The sequence below is a fragment of the Alteromonas sp. LMIT006 genome, assembly GCF_024300645.1.
GTDB lineage: Bacteria > Pseudomonadota > Gammaproteobacteria > Enterobacterales > Alteromonadaceae > Opacimonas > Opacimonas immobilis.
The window spans coordinates 1102358-1119387 of record NZ_CP101291.1 but is presented as its reverse complement, the minus strand read 5'-3'; the positions used below and the strand labels follow the sequence as shown (position 1 = coordinate 1119387).

The window sequence follows — 17030 nt, the reverse complement described above, 5'->3', positions numbered from 1 at the left end:
GTGACTTAGCTCCGCTCTGCGCGCTCAGCAATCACACCAGCTGCTTGTTCTTGAAGAATGAAGACGATGTTTTTGCTACGCGTGTTAAGCATTGCGTATAACAAAGTCATTGGAATCGCGACCACTAGACCGAGTACTGTGGTCACTAGTGCTTGTGAAATACCACCAGCCATCAGTTTCGGGTCACCTGTACCGAACAAAGTAATGGCTTGGAAAGTGTTGATCATACCGGTTACTGTACCTAGTAGACCCATCAATGGTGCGACCACAGAGATAATCTTAATGATGGTTAGGTTGCGACCTAATTTAGGCACCTCTGATAAAATCGCTTCGGTCAAATGCAGTTCCATCGCTTCTGTATCCGCATCCGGGTACTTGTCTTTCACCATCATGACACGACCAAGTGGGTTGTTGTCTTTGAAGGTATCCGATTTAAGCTGTGAATTTACTTTAGTGCGAATCAGAGTCAGTGACACTAGACGCTCTAAGGCAAGCAATAGACCCACTGCACCGACGGCTAAGATGATATAACCAACTAGGCCACCTTGTTCAACACGTTCTTTTAACGTAGGCGCCTGAACCAATAGGCCAAGAATTGAACCACCTGTTGGATCGATACCAAACTCGACTAATTCACCATTAGACGCTTGTAGTTTTGCTGCAGAGCTACCAAAACGTTCTGCTGGCTGACGAATTAATTCTGCAACGCTGCCGGTAACTCCGTTGTATTCAAGGAATTTGCCGTCAGAGACCAAAGCGAAAGGTCCTACGCGAACAACTTCTTTGTTTACTTTGTTACCGCCGGCTTCAATGACTGTGGTTTCGAACTTAGTGACTTTGCCGCTTTCGGTCATCTCACGTTGCATTTCAAACCATACGCGCTCAATTTCTTCAATAGAAGCAAGTTTTGAGCTTGAGCCCATAGACTGAGCCATTTCATCAAGAAACTCTGCACGACCGGGAATTTCCGCTGAAATCATAGAGTTGTAGAATTTGTTTTTGGTATCGCCAGATACTTGTTGTAATACACCGAACAATTCTTTTAACGAACCTAAGCGATTGTTTAACGCGTCATTTAAGTCTGCTAATTTAAATTCGTTTTCTTCGAACTGAGTTTCAAGCGTTTCAGAAAGCTTTAACGCATTATCACGTGTGTTGCGAGTTTGACGTAAGATGCGATCTTGTTCTGCGCGCTTGGCAACAAACTCGGCTTCACGCGCTTTGTTTTCTTGAGTCTGTGCAAATTGACCCTGCTCAAGTTGCTTCAATAACGCATCTAAGTCTAGTGCGCGGTCGTTAGCAGTTGCTGAAAAGCTCAATACTGAAACAGCAACGGCCGCTAGGATATTTTTCATTGATAATTTCATCGTGCTAGCCTTAGTCAGTAATTGCGACTGGTAACATTAATAAATCAGGTGCGAGTTGCTTCTTCGCCATGCGTAAACCTTTAGTGATCTGTGTGCGATAGCTTGAATCTAATGCTTCCCATTGACGTGTTTGCTTATTCCAAACACCTTGACTTGATGCATCACGTGTTTGATAAATCAGAGCCGTACGACCAAGACGTAAAAACTCAACTTCACGCTCAACACCAGCAACTGTGTGTGTCCCTGGGTAAGCTTCAAGCGTGCGTCCATAATCCATTTCAACTTGGAACGCTTCCATTACGCGACGGAATTTTTCGGAAGGTGCGACATCAGCACGGTCCATCATGCTGCGTAAATCGGCGATACGTGCGTTGCGCTCTTCTGGTAAAAAAGGAACGTCTAATTGTACAAATTGCTCTAAGCCATCAATCATATTGATCATTAGTGGCGTGATTTGACGCTCAATCACACTGACTTCGTCAATCGCTTCGTTTAACGCAGCCATCTCGTCTATTTGATTGTCGATTTGCTTTTGTAATTGAGAGTTGTATACATTTAACCCTTCAATTTCTTTATTCAACGCTTTGAACTGTTGCAACTTACCATCAATTTGGTCGGCAATGTTGTCAATTTTGACTTGTGACTTAGCAGCGGACTCATTGATTTTGCCAGCTTCTGTTACCACTTTCTCAACGGCTTGGTCTTCTTGAGCTAGCACTGAAAAGCCAATGCTTCCAGCTAACACAAGCGCCACAAGAGAGATTACGCGATTCATAGTTAGGACCTTCTTTGATGCCTTTTAGAGGCAATTTAAAACTGTGCGAAATAATAAATGCAATGTGTGACAGTTTTATTACAAAATTGTCATATTCACACATCTGTCATGCGGGAACTATTTGGGGTGGGAGAACAAGGATTATGCGGCTATGCTTATTTAGGATACGTCATTTCTCCTTAAGGTTATATTGTATGAACAGCACACCAAATGCGTTGCAAGCAAATCAGTTATCAGCTATCTCTGCAGCTATTAAATATGAAGGTTCTAAAAAGGCATATGAAAGCGCATTAATATCTTTGCAAACATCAATACTAGCCATCCAGCAAGTTTATTGGCATCAAAATAAACGTGCCATTATTGTATTTGAAGGTACTGATGCCAGCGGAAAAGGTGGAGCGATCAGGCGTATGACTGAGAAGCTTGATCCGCGAAGTTATTCAGTACATCCAATCAGTGCGCCCACACCTACGGAATTATCGCAACACTATCTGGTTCGCTTTCAAAATCGATTGCCAGCAAAAGGTAATATCGCGATTTTTGACCGTTCCTGGTACGGGCGGGTGCTAGTCGAACGCGTAGAAGGCATTGCCAACACAACTGAGTGGCATAGAGCATATTGTGAAATCAATCAATTTGAAGAAATGCAATTGGCTGACGATACGCGGATTGTTAAGATTTTCATGCACATCAGTGCAGATGAACAACTCAGACGCTTTGCTGAACGTTTACACAATCCAATGAAGCGTTGGAAATTGACCACCGAAGATTTGCGAAACCGAGAAAAATGGGCTGACTATCAAACTGCGATTAATCAAATGTTTACTCATACTTCTACCGTGCGTTCTCCTTGGCATGTTATTCCAGGCAACCACAAGTGGTATGCTCGTTTGGCCGTTTTGCAAACCGTTGTAGACCAACTCAGTGTTGGAATAGACATCACTCCTCCGCCACTTGATCCTGATGTAATCGGCTTGGCAAAAGAACAACTCGGGCTTTAACTATCCTGCCTATCCGGCTCGCTTTTTTGCTTATGAAGGTTAATCACAGTCTACTGTAAGGGTTTGGAGTTGCTCGATGGCGTCTCGCCCATCAGCTGCTTGGTGGGTTTAATGGCCAAGAGATTCAATGATTCGACATATGCTATGGGTTTAACTTTCTGTGAATATCACTCCGTAAAGTTTTATCGGTATGATTAAAAATAACTATATTACAAAAATAAGTGTTTACAATTCCTCCCTTGGCAAGCTCCTAATTTTGTGTTGTGATTTGCCGTGATAATAATAAAAACGACAAGAAGGATAGCTCCATGCCAACCCCCTCTTTATTTAACAAATTGTGGCGACGCTCTCTGATTTGCGCCGCGATTGCCACTTCGGTTATTGGTCTCAGTGCCTGTCAGCCTGACACCACAAACGCACAACAATTAGCAAAAAACAAAGAGAGCGATATGTCCAAAATGCCTACGCCTTACCCTGAAACCCGCAAAGGCGATGTCGTAGATACGTATTTTGGCACTCAAGTAGCCGACCCATATCGCTGGTTAGAAGATGATCTCAGTGAGGAAACCGCAGCTTGGGTGGATGCGCAAAATGCATTGACTCAGCAAGTGCTCTCACAAATTACCTATCGCGACAAAATCTCTGCGACACTCAAAAGCATGTATGACTATGAGCGAATCACCGCGCCATTCGTCGAAGGTGAGTATACCTATTTTTATAAAAATGATGGATTACAAAATCACAGCGTGTTGTTTCGTCAAAAAGACGCTGGCGAACCCGAAGTATTTTTAGATCCCAATACTTTTAGTGAAGATGGCACTGTATCATTAACGACCGTTGCGTTTTCTGAAGACGCGTCGATGGTTGCCTACATGACCTCTACCGGTGGCAGTGATTGGCGCGAAGCCTTTATTATGGACACCGAAACGAAAGCACTAATAGGCGAGCCACTCAAAGACATTAAGTTCAGCGGTTTATCTTGGTACAAAAACGAGGGATTTTATTACTCTAGTTATGACAAGCCAGACGGCTCTGAGCTCTCAGCCAAAACCGACCAACATAAAGTGTATTATCATCGCATTGGCACCGCACAGTCAGAAGATGCCAAAGTCTTTGGTCACGTGGACAGTGAAAAATACCGCTACGCCGGCGCTGGGGTATCTGAAGATGGTCGCTATTTAATCGCCTATGGTGCAAATACGACCTCAGGCAATCATTATTTTGTCAAAGACTTATCGTTAGAAAACCCACAATGGCAAGTCATTTATGACCAAGACGGTGTCGATGTGGACTGGGTCACGTCTAAAGGGGATGATATATATTTAATCACTAACCTAGATGCACCGAACAAGCGCTTGGTCAAAACATCGATTACCAATCCGTCACCGGAAAATTGGGTGGATGTGATTGCTGAAACTGAAAATGTGCTATCCATTTCAACCGTCGGTGGACAGCTATTTGCAAATTACATGATCGATGCTAAGTCTAAGGTCTTCCAATACGATCTTGAAGGTCAACTTATTCGCGAAATTACCTTGCCCGGTGTTGGCACTGCTTCGGTTAACAATGGCAAAATCGATGCAACCAAGACCTATTTCACATTTGCCAATGCCATCACGCCGACTACGATTTATGCGCTGGATTTAGCAACTGGTGAGCCAACCGTGTTTGCCCAACCTAAAACCGCATTTGATGCGAGCAAGTATGTCAGTGAGCAAGTCTTTTATACATCGAAAGACGGAACACGTGTACCCATGCTCATTACGCATCGCAAGGACTTAGTCAAAGATGGTTCAACCCCTACAATCTTGTACGGTTACGGCGGCTTCAATATTAGTTTAACGCCACGTTTTAGCCCGATTGTTGCGGCATGGCTAAAGTTAGGTGGTGTGTATGCAGTGCCAAATATCCGTGGAGGTGGTGAATACGGTAAAGCATGGCACAAAGCCGGTACGCAAATGCAGAAACAAAACGTATTTGACGACTTTATTGCTGCAGGTGAATACTTAATTGAAAACGGCTACACCTCCTCAGAAAAAATGGCATTAAGCGGTTCATCCAACGGAGGTTTATTAGTTGGTGCGGTCATGACCCAACGCCCAACGTTGGCAGCAGTGGCATTTCCTGATGTGGGAGTGCTAGATATGTTGCGCTATCACACCTTCACTGCAGGTGCTGGGTGGGCATATGATTATGGTACGTCTGAGCAAAGTAAAGAAATGTTCGAATATCTATTGGGGTATTCACCGGTACACAACGTCAAAGAAGGCGTGCGCTATCCAGCGACTATGGTTACTACCGCAGATCATGATGACCGCGTTGTACCCGCCCATTCTTACAAGTTTATTGCCGAACTACAGGATCATCATGCCGGCGATAACCCCGTTGTTATCCGTATTGAGAAGGATGCTGGCCATGGTGCAGGTACCCCCATCAGTAAACGCATTGAAGAATCTGCAGACATGTTTGGTTTTGCGTTATATCACATGGGCATAAAAAGCCTTTAATCAAAGAGGACGTTGAGCAATGCATCATGAATTTTGGCATGACCGATGGACGAAACAAGAGATTGGCTTTCACGAAGGTCAAGTCAATGCATTGCTTGCGAGGTATTTTTCAGCGTTGGCTTTGCCGCACCAGGCAAGAGTATTTATCCCTTTATGTGGCAAAGCCGTTGATATTGAATGGATAGCCTCACAAGACTGTGAAGTAATAGGCGTTGAATTGAATGAATCCGCGGTTGAGCAATTTTTTGCGGAGCGAAATCTATCTCCCAATATCAAAATAGTTGGCGACCACGTATGCTACTCATATGAGAATATTTGTTTGTTTGTGGGGGATTTTTTTGCCTTAACGCCGGAGCAATTAGGGCCTATCGATGCGGTATACGACCGCGCGGCCATGGTGGCTTTGCCGCCAGAGATCCGACAACGCTATGTGCGAAGGTTACCCATGCTCACTGAACAGTGCCCCATGTTATTGGTCACGTTTGTCTACGACCAATCAGCTTTATCTGGCCCACCGTTTAGCATTGATATGCAAGAAATTGAAAAACACTACAGCCATCACTTTAACATCAAGTGTTTAGAGAGCGTTGTGCTGGAGGACGGCTTAAAAGGAAAAGTCTCCGCAAACGAGCAAATAGTCCTTTTACAATCCAAATAAAACCAATACCCGCTAAGATTTCACACAATCACCAAGGGATTACAACTAAGGTATAGTGGTAATAAATCCTTGATATAAAAGGATTTCAAACCATTCATAGCATGAATTATGATTATGACACCTCTTACCTATGGGCATTGACTCACTTTTTTCATATAATCCGCGGGTTAATCATTAATGGATTTAAAAAAAGGCGTTACATACGATGAGTTATTATTCTGAATATCTAAAAGAGATTGAAGTTCGCAAAAACGAACTTGGTCTAAACCCTAAACCAATTGACAGCGCAGAATTGTTGTCAGAAATCATTGAACAAATCAAAGATACGGGTAATGAGCACCGCGAAGCTTCTCTAAACTTCTTTATCTACAACACATTGCCTGGTACGACGCCAGCTGCAGGTGTTAAAGCGGCATTTTTGAAAGACATCGTATTAGGTGAGCAACAAGTAGCTGAAATTACGCCTGAATTTGCACTTGAGCAACTTTCTCATATGAAAGGCGGTCCTTCTGTTGAAGTTCTACTTGATGTTGCACTTTCTGACCACCCACAAGCAGCAGCAGCTGGCGAAGTATTAAAATCACAAGTATTCTTGTATGACGCAGATACTAGCCGTTTAGCGGAAGCGAACGCAGCGGGTAATACGATTGCAAAAGACATACTAACCAGCTATGCGAACGCTGAGTTCTTCACTAAGCTTGACGATATCCCAGAAAAAATCAACGTCGTGACTTATATTGCCGCTGAAGGTGATATTTCTACTGACCTTCTTTCTCCAGGCAATCAGTCTCACTCACGTGCAGACCGCGAGCTTCACGGCTTATGTATGATTTCTCCTGAAGCTCAAAAAGAAATCACTGAGCTCAAAGCCGCTCACCCAGACTGCAAAGTCATGCTGATCGCTGAAAAAGGCACTATGGGCGTTGGTTCTTCGCGTATGTCGGGTGTGAACAACGTGGCATTATGGGCGGGCGAAGAAACTTCTCCTTACATTCCATTTGTGAACAATAAGCCAGTTGTTGCAGGAACGAATGGCATCGCGCCAATCTTCTTAACCACCGTTGGTGTAACTGGCGGTATCGGTCTTGACCTTAAAAACTGGGTGAAAAAGACTGACGAAAACGGCGAAATCGTGCGTGACGCAAATGGCGATCCCGTATTAGAAGAAGCTTACTCAGTTGCAACTGGTACGATTCTAACAATTGATACCAAAGCGAAGAAACTTTACAACGGCGACCAAGAGTTAGTAGACGTTTCTGACGCCTTTACTCCGCAAAAAGTCGAATTCATGAAAGCGGGCGGCTCTTACGCAGTTGTTTTCGGTAAGAAATTACAAACGTTCGCAGCGGAAACATTAGGTATTGAAGCACCTGTGGTATACGCTCCATCTAAAGAAATTTCTATCGAAGGCCAAGGCCTTACTGCCGTTGAAAAAATCTTCAACCGCAATGCAATCGGCGTGAAATCTGCGACGCCACTGCACGCAGGTTCTGACGTACGAGTTAAAGTCAACATCGTTGGCTCACAAGATACCACTGGCCCAATGACGTGTCAGGAACTGGAAGCAATGGCTGCTTCTAAGATTTCTCCTAGCGTTGACGGTGCATTCCAATCTGGCTGTCACACAGCATCGGTTTGGGATAACAAAGCCAAAGCAAATACACCTAAATTGATGGCATTCATGAATGCGTTTGGTGTAATCACAGCACGCGATCCTAAGCACGTTTATCACTCAATGACTGACGTAATCCACAAAGTATTGAATGACATCACAGTGGATGATCGCGCCATCATTATCGGCGGTGACTCGCATACACGCATGTCAAAAGGCGTCGCATTCGGTGCGGACTCAGGTACGGTTGCACTTGCGCTTGCAACAGGTGAAGCGGCAATGCCGATTCCTGAGTCTGTCAAAGTGACATTCAAAGGCAACATGCAGCCGCACATGGACTTCCGTGATATCGTTCACGCCACACAAGCACAAATGCTTAAGCAATTTGCTGGCGAAAACGTCTTCCAAGGCCGTGTTATCGAAGTACAAATCGGTACTCTATTAGCTGACCAAGCGTTTACGTTTACCGATTGGACTGCTGAGATGAAAGCCAAAGCGTCTATCTGTATCTCTACCGATGAGACATTGATTGCTTCTTTAGAGCTGGCTAAGTCACGTATCCAAATCATGATCAACAAGGGTATGGACAACGAAGCGAAGATGCTTCAAGGACTAATCGACCTTGCTGATAAGCGTATAGCAGAAGTGAAATCTGGCGAAGCACCAGCACTAGCACCAGATGACAATGCTAAGTACTATGCAGAAGTCGTTGTTGACCTTGACTCAATCGTTGAGCCAATGATTGCTGACCCAGATGTGAACAACGAAGACGTCTCCAAGCGTTATACGCACGACGTGATCCGCCCAGCATCATACTATGATGGCCGTAAAGTTGACTTAGGCTTTGTGGGTTCTTGTATGGTCCACAAAGGCGACATGAAGATCATTGCTGCGATGCTTCGCAACCTTGAGCAAAAAGGTCCTATCAGCTTTAACGCACCGCTAGTGGTTGCGCCACCAACGTACAACATCGTGGATGAGCTGAAAGCCGAAGGTGATTGGGATATCCTGCAAAAATATGCTGGTTTCGAATTCTCAGATGAGAATCCAAAAGAAGCTGCGCGTACTAAGTACGACAACATCTTATACCTAGAGCGTCCTGGATGTAACTTGTGCATGGGTAACCAAGAAAAAGCCGAACCGGGTGATACTGTTCTTGCGACTTCTACGCGTTTATTCCAAGGTCGTGTGGTTGAAGACAGCTCTGAGAAGAAAGGTGAATCTTTACTTGGCTCAACGCCAATGGTGGTTTTATCTTGTATCTTAGGTCGTTTCCCGACATTGCAAGAATATCAAGAAGCCGTTGCTGGTATCGATTTGACCACGTTCCAACCGCCACAAGAAGACTTGGCGGTAGCTGGTTCGGATATCATTCCTGCGGTTCGTGTATAGTCACTAATCGCTTGTAGAATCAAAAGCCAATGGGTGTCGTGCTCATTGGCTTTTTTCGTATTTGAGCCTTACACTATACAAAGTTCGACAAATTCGTTATTTTTAATTTCTACCCAAAGAAAAATTAAAATAGTATATGGACTTTATCTTTTTTGATCTTGATGGCACCTTACTCAATCAATCCTCTGGGTTAAGTGACTTTACACGCGATACGCTTAAGTTGCTTGATGCGCATGGGATTGCTTATACGGTTGCCACGGGGCGCACTTTAGCATCCGCGACACAGGTGTTGGGAAATCATCCATTAACTCAATCACAAATTTACACCAATGGCGTGACTTTATGGCATCCTCAAAAAGAACAACTAGATTTTAGCCACACTCTGACTTCCCAAGACGTAGAAACCATCCTGTTACTTGCCAACCAATCTGATTTAACCCCATTTGTCAGCGGTATCATTCAAGGCAAACAAGTCCCCGAGCACTTTATCTTTCATACTGTCCCCCAAACGACCATTGAGAAAATATGGTTAGCATATTGTGAAAAAAAGTGTGAATTTCGCTTGCAACCTCTGCACAAAATTAATGAACAGGTAGTCGTTACCAATATCAGTATGATCGGCACATCTACAAAGGTTAAATCGTTGTATCATCAAATCAATGACACAGAGGAACTCATCGCGTATTCTGGACCGACACATGAGTCTGACGAACATTGGTGGATAGATATTCATCATCGCTTTGCTTCAAAAGGCAGTGCTATTGCACAAGTCAAAGCTAAATACGAAGACGCCAATATTATTTGTTTTGGGGACAATGATAATGACGCATCAATGTTTGCGATTGCAGATGAATGTTACGCTCCGGCAAACGCCATTGATGAAATCAAAGCCATGTCGACAAAAGTAATAGGTCATCATCATGAAGATGGTGTAGCGCGGTTTGTTAGGCAGCGCTTTAATCTATGAAAAAAGAATGAAACCAGCACAAGGCTGGTTTTTGTTGTTTATGGCGCACCCTGCAGGAGTCGAACCTGCGGCCTCGCCCTCCGGAGGGGCGCGCTCTATCCAGCTGAGCTAAGGGTGCGTTGAGGATGTGTATTGTAACGGAACTTCTCAAAATGTACAGATAAGCTGTTATAATAAATTAATTTTCAAATCTATTAGTTAACCAAGAGAATTATATGAAGTTTGTCATCATTGGGATTATTGCCCTAGTCGTTTTATTCGTCTTTTACAAAAGCTCTGAAAGCAAAAAAATCGCTGCCGAAAATCTCGTTATCGGCCAGCAGTTTTTACAGGAAAACCAAAGCAAGGATGGTATTCAAACCACCTCATCAGGTTTGCAATACGAAATTCTAACCAAAGGAGACGGCACACAAAACCCAACAGCTTCAGATACGGTCAAAGTGCACTACCACGGTACCATGATCAATGGCGTGGTGTTTGATAGTTCAGTAGAGCGTGGCCAGCCCATTAGCTTTCCATTGCATCGCGTTATTCCAGGTTGGACGGAGGGTGTCCAGCTGATGGTGGTTGGCGACAAATTCAGATTTTTCATCCCGCCTGAACTAGCCTATGGCAATAATGCAGCCGGTAAAATCGAACCCGGTTCAACCCTGATTTTTGAAGTTGAGTTATTAGGTATTGAGTAGCCTATTTAAATGACTTACCAACAGCTCACGGAGCCGGCATTTCACACTTATGAAATCAAAAAAAGCCTGTTTCACGCAGCCGTCTACCCCATTGCTTCACGCGCTGAGGCAATGGATGCATTAGCCAAAGAGAAAGTATCTTATCCCGATGCCCGTCATCATTGCTGGGCATATTTATTAGGCAATCCGCAACAACCAAATAATCAAGGTTACAATGACGATGGAGAACCTTCTGGTACCGCAGGAAAACCCATGCTTAATGTGCTAACTCACTCTGAATGCGGTGATGTCATGATCGTCATTAGTCGGTATTTTGGGGGTATCAAGCTTGGGGCTGGAGGTTTGGTAAGAGCTTATTCTCAAGCAACCAAGTTGGTGCTCGAACATGCTGACACCACCCCATTTATCGAGCGCCATATATATAATATCGTTTGCGAGTTTCACCAAGAACCATGGCTACGGCAGCAAGCACAAAAGCTAAATATATTGATTCAAGAGGTCGTCTACTCGCAAAGTGTGCAAATTTGCGCTAGCGTTCCATGTGCGCACGAATCCGCTTTTATCGACTGGTGTCGCAACCAGCAAATACAGGTTCAGCAACCTTAATCTCAGCAGTAACACTTGCAGTTTGCTATCATTTTTGCTTTAGTTAACAAAAAAACATCACAAAAAACAACATGACGACGCAAACTTCTCCATCCAAAATCATTCAATTTATCGAAAAAGCCGGACAAAAGATCCCGGATCCCATCATCATCTTTATCTACTTTTTTGTTTTCGCTTTTATATTAACAGCCCTGATTGGCGGTTTGACTTTCGAAACCCAATCAGCCGATGGCTCTACTATTACTCATACCATCAAAAATATGGCAGAAAGCGAACATGTCGTTTGGTTATTTGATAATGCCTTAGTAGCGAACTGGCTGGCCTTTGGTGGAGGTGTGTTAGGGGTTATCTTAATTGTGATGCTGGGCGTTGGTGTTGCGGAATACTCAGGTTTATTTGCGACGCTTATCAAAAAACTCGGTAACCGACTCCCTGAAAAACTCCTCATTCCCTCTTTGGTCTTTTTGGGCATTATGTCCTCCATTGCGACCGATGCTGGCTATTTGATTTTGATCCCGCTTGCGGGTTTGTTATTTGCCGGATTAGGCAAGCATCCAATCATTGGTATGGCGGCCGCGTTTGCTGGCGTCTCAGCAGGCTTCAGTGCCAATTTGATCCCTGCAACGCCAGTGGATGTCATTATAGGGATGAATGCTAAGATTTTTGCTGAGAGCCAAGGCGTGCCCTTTACCACTGCAGAAGGGACGGTGTTAGTCCCTGCGACCATGCATTACTTTTTCATTCTAGTATCCACGTTTTTACTGGTCGTATTGGGCACATGGGTCACCAATAAGTTCGTTGTTCCGCGCTATGCCAATGACGAATACGAAGTCCCTGCCGAGATGAATTTAGAAGACTTCGCCGTGAAGCCTGAAGAAAGTCGAGGCCTTACCTTCGCATTCTGGGGCTTACTCATATCTTTGGCAATCGTTGTATTTATGGCGATGGGACCTCTGGCGAGTTTTACTGATGATGCGGGTAACACTGTCACGCCATTTACCAATAACGTCATTTTGATGATTACTCTCGTCTTCGTCATTACGGGTGCAGCGTATGGTTATGGTGCAAAGACGTTCACGTCTTTAATGGACATCATTCAATCCATGATCAAACAATCCAATACCATGGGATATATCATGGTGTTGACGTTTTTCTGTTATAACTTTCTGGGATTATTAGGATACTCTGGGCTAGGCACCTATATTACGTATTTGGGGGCGAGCTTTTTGCAAGCGCTTGGATTACAACAGTTCCCTATTCTATTGATCATTGGATTTATCTTAACGACTGCCATTATTAATTTGTTCGTTGGGGGACTGACGTCAAAATGGATGCTATTAGGGCCAATTTTTGTCCCCATGTTATATCAAGTTAATCCGGAGATGACACCAGACCTGGTTGCTGCTGCCTATCGTGTTGCGGATTCCTCAACCAATATCATTACTCCCATGATGGTCTACTCAGGAGTGGTATTGGCCTTTATGCGCAAATACAAGCCGCAACTCACTTTTGGTGACATGATCGTGACCATGTTGCCATACTCCATCACGTTCTTGGTCTTTTGGACGGCGTTGCTCATTGGCTTTTTTGCCTTTGGCATTCCATTGGGCTTTTAGATACTAATGTGCAATCGCAGTTGGCTAGTGACAGGATGTGTCTTAGGATGCATCATGTCGCTGCTCATTCTGCCCTATTCTCTCTCACCTGTTCGCCCAGAAGTTTGGCAGCCATCAACCGCTGTGACATTAGATGGTCACTTTTCACCAAATAACAAGCTAGTAAACTATCAACTGATTTGTCAGCCATGCGGTCAAGGTCCTGAAGACATCACTTTTGATGACCAAGGTGCACTGTGGACAGGGCTAGCCAATGGCGATATCGTTAAACTCCTACCTCCTTACGATACCAGTCAACCACAACTCATCGCTAATACCGGAGGTCGCCCTCTTGGAATGCGTTTTGACAATCAACAACGCCTGGTTGTCGCAGATGCCGATAAAGGGTTAATTCGGCTTGAACCGGATAATTCATGGACGGTTTTAGCGAATGAGTACCAAGCAATCCCTTTGCTTTTTGTTGATCATCTCGTCATCGCTAGCAACGGGGATATATATTTTTCTGATGCGTCAACACGCTTCAGTTATCACGATTTCATCCTAGATTTTATCGAAGCGAGTCACACTGGACGCATTTTTGTCTATCGCGCAACCACAAATACTTTGGAGTTATTGGTGGATCGGCTATTTTTTGCCAATGGCGTTGCCTTAAATGCAGACGAGTCGATTTTATATATTAACGAAACAGGGCGGTCTCGGACGCTTGCGCTCGATTTGACAAGTAATGAGCTACTCACCTTTATCAACTTACCCGGGATGCCAGATAATCTGTTTTTGGACGATGAAGGATTATTGTGGATCAGTGTTATTGGCTTAAATGACCCTTTGATCACTCAGCTTGCGTCCTATCCGATGGTGAGAAGGTGGATTGGGGGATTGCCCAAGACATTTTTAAAACCTTCATCCAATTACGCAATGACGATTGCCGTCGATGCAAAAGGGAATGTGGTTCACAATTTACAAGCAGACTCTGGCTATACGCAAATCACAACGACAGTGCGCAACGGCAACTTCCTCTATCTTGGTTCTCTAAATCACAATAACATGGCCATGCTCACATTACCTTAGTCATTCATCAAAAAAAGCGCCATACATAAAAATGTATAGCGCCTTGATATTTGATTACAGTGTAATTAGAAATCGTATTTGAACGACAAGCTGACACTCGTGCCTTTGCTCTCACGACGCAAGAGTGTGTCTTCAAACTCTAACTCTTTTTCTTCACCAAGGATATTACCCACCTTGAATGTCCATGTCGTGTTAAAATCTGGATAAAACTTGTAGACCAAATCCAAAGAATGGAACGGTTTCTCAAAGTTATCATCAAAACCGTCAATGCCTGGGATCAAGATGCGGTCACCAAATACGTTGTACACTAATGATGCACTGCGCTCACCATTATCAGAATCAAAACCAAGCTGTAGGTTCACTACATACTCAGAATGACCAGTTAAACGACGTTTTGTATTAGTAATCGCTGCTGACACACCGGTTTGCTCAACGATGTTTTGACGATCTAATTCAATTTCTGAATCAGAGATTGTCACGTTACCTGACAAGAACAAGTTTTCCCAAATACCGTCACCGACAAACATCAAATCTTGCAAGAACTCAATTTCGACACCAAACAAGGTACCGCTTTCAGCGTTGGCAATACGAATCAATGGCGGACCATCCTGGGCTGGAGACTGTACTGATTCAATCGGGTCTTCCATATCCTTATAGAAAATACCAACAGAGACGTTATTACCAGCTTCACGGTACCATTCCCAACGCAAATCATAGTTTAAGATAGACGTAGTACGTACACCTGGAGTACCCGCAACTGGGAACTCAGTTAATGGGTCGATATACGTAGCAGATGATACTTCACGCAAATCAGGACGAACCACGGTTTGACCAATGGAAGCACGTAACTGCATGTCTGATTCCATAAAGTACGTCAAGGCAAATGCTGGGTAGAAGTCATCTTCTTGGAATGCTAATTGGGCGCGATCATCTTCATCTGCCAAATCAATTTGATTCGTACGAGGATCAAAAGGTACAACCGCTTGACGGAAGTCTTCAAAGCGAGCGCCGCCGCTAAAGCGCCACTTGCCTTGATAGAAAAAATCACCTTCAAGGTAATATGCATCGACTTTTTGTGCAGCAACATAATCATCACCTGCGATCGTCAAGTCACGGATCAAAGGCGTACCTTCGCGGAAATCGCCGTTTGCAAGCACATCGTTACTCATGATGTCAGCGAACGCACCGCCAGCAAGATCAGACGAGTTAGTAAACGCACGTGTGCTCACCGCAATACGACGGTTTTCAGCGGTACGCGCTTTGCTTAGGAAGTCTGCACCGAATTTAAACTCCATTTCCCAATCTTCAGTCGTGACGGGCAAAGTAAAGTTATAACCGTAGTTCTCAACCCGGTCATGTAAGATTTGGAAATCGTACTGCGCCGCACCCGTTGAGTTTGTCAAAGCAATCTCATTGGTGGTATCAAACATGCCATCACCATTGAGATCTTCCATCAAGAAACGGGTTTTAAAACTACCAGGAGCATTACGAATCGAACGACCGAGTGAATATTTCCAATCAAAACCAGCGAAGTTATACTCTGGGAAAGTATGCATGCCTTTAATTTGATTGGTAAACATTTGACGTTCTTCGTAATCGACACCGATATCGCGTATGCGCAACCCTTCACCTAAGTTGAAGTTTTCAGTATTACCAAACTTCTCTTTGATTTCATCAGAGGTATCGTTCAGGGCGATGAGTGAATAATCCACGCGATGATTGCGGTTATAATCGAGACCTAGGTTGAACATAGTTGACCATTTTACCGTCTTCTCCGTGACTAAAACTTCATCGAAAAAACGAACAATTTCAGTTATATCACCTACACGGTTAGCTTGTTCAAGCTCGTATTCTTCCGAGACATTAGTACCACGGTCATAGCTTGACGTCAGCAAATAACCCCAACGCCAATCATTATTGATGTCGTAGTTATTGCCTAAAGAAAGGCTCAAACCAAAATCAGGACCAACTGACTCAAAAACAGGATCGTAATCGCGCTTCATTAGCGAGAAATACGATAGAGCCGTTTCTTGTTCAAGACCATCTAAAAAGTTCTTATTTGTCCAGCGTTCAACAATCACAGCAGGCGCTGCACGCGAACCGTCATCTTCGCCAAACCAGTCGCGGTCACCGCCGTTATAACCAATGGCATCGCCACTGTTTTCTGAATTCGTCCCCAAAGACGCTGACACATTAAAAATAAAGTCTGAAGGGATAGACTTTAAACGAATATCCACGTTACCACCACCAAACGATGCAGGCATCGACGGTGAATAAGATTTTTGTACCGAGAGACTTTCAATAATATCTGATGGGAACAAATCCAGTGGAATAACGTTACGAGTTGGATCCGGGCTTGGCACATTTGCGCCGTTTAGAAGCGTTGATGAATAACGCTCACCTAAACCACGAACATAAATAAATTTACCATCGACAAGCGTAAGGCCTGTCACACGGCGTAAAGCTGATGCTGCATCGCTATCACCGGTACGTGAGATTTGCTCAGCACCTAAGATATCTGCAACGAATGCTTGGTTTTTACGCTCTTCAAGAACCGCTGTTGCCGTTCCTTTTAAGCGTGTACCCGTCGCAACAACCTCTTCAATGACTTCATCTTCGCTTTCCTGAGCATGTACTGCCGGCGTAAAAGATAATGCTGCTAAAATAGCAATTGATAAAGGTGCAACAGGAAACCTATGGTTAGAATTTTTCATGGTTACCTCATTTCCTTAGCTCATATGGTGAGCTGAGAACTTGGATTTTTGAAACACAAGT

Annotated in this window: 12 protein-coding genes and 1 tRNA gene; 9 read left to right on the top strand and 4 right to left on the bottom strand. The window is 44.0% G+C overall.

The features are described 5' to 3' along the window. Positions 1-5: 5 nt before the first annotated feature. Positions 6-1367 carry a MotA/TolQ/ExbB proton channel family protein gene (locus NLG07_RS05205; RefSeq protein WP_254856631.1) on the bottom strand — a complete coding sequence of 454 codons (1362 nt, stop codon included), beginning with the start codon at positions 1365-1367 and terminating at the stop codon, positions 6-8. 10 nt (positions 1368-1377) lie between these two features. Next, the gene (locus NLG07_RS05200) at positions 1378-2142 is read right to left on the bottom strand and encodes a DUF3450 domain-containing protein (RefSeq protein ID WP_254856630.1); all 765 of its coding nucleotides are present in this window, start codon (positions 2140-2142) and stop codon (positions 1378-1380) included. Positions 2143-2336: 194 nt separating this feature from the next. On the opposite strand from NLG07_RS05200, the gene NLG07_RS05195 reads away from it, so the two are divergent. The 5 genes from NLG07_RS05195 to NLG07_RS05175 all read left to right on the top strand — a co-directional run bounded on the left by NLG07_RS05195 (position 2337) and on the right by NLG07_RS05175 (position 10279). Beyond that, positions 2337-3143, top strand: a complete 807-nt coding sequence (locus NLG07_RS05195; protein ID WP_254856629.1) for a polyphosphate kinase 2 family protein — start codon at positions 2337-2339, stop codon at positions 3141-3143. Between the two features lie 449 nt (positions 3144-3592). Next, positions 3593-5650 carry a prolyl oligopeptidase family protein gene (locus NLG07_RS05190; protein WP_254856814.1) on the top strand — a complete coding sequence of 686 codons (2058 nt, stop codon included), beginning with the start codon at positions 3593-3595 and terminating at the stop codon, positions 5648-5650. Positions 5651-5669: 19 nt separating this feature from the next. Continuing rightward, positions 5670-6308 carry a thiopurine S-methyltransferase gene (gene tmpT / locus NLG07_RS05185; protein ID WP_254856628.1) on the top strand — a complete coding sequence of 213 codons (639 nt, stop codon included), beginning with the start codon at positions 5670-5672 and terminating at the stop codon, positions 6306-6308. Between the two features lie 205 nt (positions 6309-6513). Then, complete coding sequence (locus tag NLG07_RS05180) at positions 6514-9312, top strand: bifunctional aconitate hydratase 2/2-methylisocitrate dehydratase (RefSeq protein ID WP_254856627.1); 2799 nt, start codon at positions 6514-6516, stop codon at positions 9310-9312. Between the two features lie 136 nt (positions 9313-9448). After that, complete coding sequence (locus NLG07_RS05175; RefSeq protein WP_254856626.1) at positions 9449-10279, top strand: HAD family hydrolase; 831 nt, start codon at positions 9449-9451, stop codon at positions 10277-10279. Positions 10280-10320: 41 nt separating this feature from the next. On the opposite strand, the gene NLG07_RS05170 is transcribed toward NLG07_RS05175, so the two are convergent. Continuing rightward, positions 10321-10397, bottom strand: a tRNA-Arg gene (locus tag NLG07_RS05170). Between the two features lie 97 nt (positions 10398-10494). Between NLG07_RS05170 and NLG07_RS05165 the strand changes: the two genes are divergently transcribed. The 4 genes from NLG07_RS05165 to NLG07_RS05150 all read left to right on the top strand — a co-directional run bounded on the left by NLG07_RS05165 (position 10495) and on the right by NLG07_RS05150 (position 14255). Next, on the top strand, positions 10495-10965 hold the full coding sequence (locus NLG07_RS05165; RefSeq protein WP_254856625.1) for an FKBP-type peptidyl-prolyl cis-trans isomerase: 471 nt from the start codon (positions 10495-10497) through the stop codon (positions 10963-10965). Between the two features lie 9 nt (positions 10966-10974). Beyond that, the gene (locus NLG07_RS05160) at positions 10975-11571 is read left to right on the top strand and encodes a YigZ family protein (protein WP_303049221.1); all 597 of its coding nucleotides are present in this window, start codon (positions 10975-10977) and stop codon (positions 11569-11571) included. A gap of 71 nt (positions 11572-11642) precedes the next feature. Then, positions 11643-13187 carry an AbgT family transporter gene (locus NLG07_RS05155; protein WP_254856624.1) on the top strand — a complete coding sequence of 515 codons (1545 nt, stop codon included), beginning with the start codon at positions 11643-11645 and terminating at the stop codon, positions 13185-13187. A gap of 54 nt (positions 13188-13241) precedes the next feature. After that, positions 13242-14255, top strand: a complete 1014-nt coding sequence (locus NLG07_RS05150; RefSeq protein ID WP_254856623.1) for an SMP-30/gluconolactonase/LRE family protein — start codon at positions 13242-13244, stop codon at positions 14253-14255. Positions 14256-14320: 65 nt separating this feature from the next. On the opposite strand, the gene NLG07_RS05145 is transcribed toward NLG07_RS05150, so the two are convergent. Continuing rightward, on the bottom strand, positions 14321-16969 hold the full coding sequence (locus tag NLG07_RS05145) for a TonB-dependent receptor (RefSeq protein WP_254856622.1): 2649 nt from the start codon (positions 16967-16969) through the stop codon (positions 14321-14323). Between the last annotated feature and the right edge of the window lie 61 nt (positions 16970-17030).

Excerpts from the sequence above, each read along its gene's own strand:
- tmpT (WP_254856628.1), top strand. The coding sequence starts at position 5,670 with ATGCATCATGAATTTTGGCATGACCGATGGACGAAACAAGAGATTGGC.
- NLG07_RS05195 (WP_254856629.1), top strand. The coding sequence starts at position 2,337 with ATGAACAGCACACCAAATGCGTTGCAAGCAAATCAGTTATCAGCTATC.
- NLG07_RS05205 (WP_254856631.1), bottom strand. The coding sequence starts at position 1,367 with ATGAAATTATCAATGAAAAATATCCTAGCGGCCGTTGCTGTTTCAGTA.
- NLG07_RS05155 (WP_254856624.1), top strand. The coding sequence starts at position 11,643 with ATGACGACGCAAACTTCTCCATCCAAAATCATTCAATTTATCGAAAAA.
- NLG07_RS05145 (WP_254856622.1), bottom strand. The coding sequence starts at position 16,969 with ATGAAAAATTCTAACCATAGGTTTCCTGTTGCACCTTTATCAATTGCT.
- NLG07_RS05150 (WP_254856623.1), top strand. The coding sequence starts at position 13,242 with ATGTCGCTGCTCATTCTGCCCTATTCTCTCTCACCTGTTCGCCCAGAA.
- NLG07_RS05190 (WP_254856814.1), top strand. The coding sequence starts at position 3,593 with ATGTCCAAAATGCCTACGCCTTACCCTGAAACCCGCAAAGGCGATGTC.
- NLG07_RS05175 (WP_254856626.1), top strand. The coding sequence starts at position 9,449 with ATGGACTTTATCTTTTTTGATCTTGATGGCACCTTACTCAATCAATCC.
- NLG07_RS05200 (WP_254856630.1), bottom strand. The coding sequence starts at position 2,142 with ATGAATCGCGTAATCTCTCTTGTGGCGCTTGTGTTAGCTGGAAGCATT.
- NLG07_RS05160 (WP_303049221.1), top strand. The coding sequence starts at position 10,975 with ATGACTTACCAACAGCTCACGGAGCCGGCATTTCACACTTATGAAATC.
- NLG07_RS05180 (WP_254856627.1), top strand. The coding sequence starts at position 6,514 with ATGAGTTATTATTCTGAATATCTAAAAGAGATTGAAGTTCGCAAAAAC.
- NLG07_RS05165 (WP_254856625.1), top strand. The coding sequence starts at position 10,495 with ATGAAGTTTGTCATCATTGGGATTATTGCCCTAGTCGTTTTATTCGTC.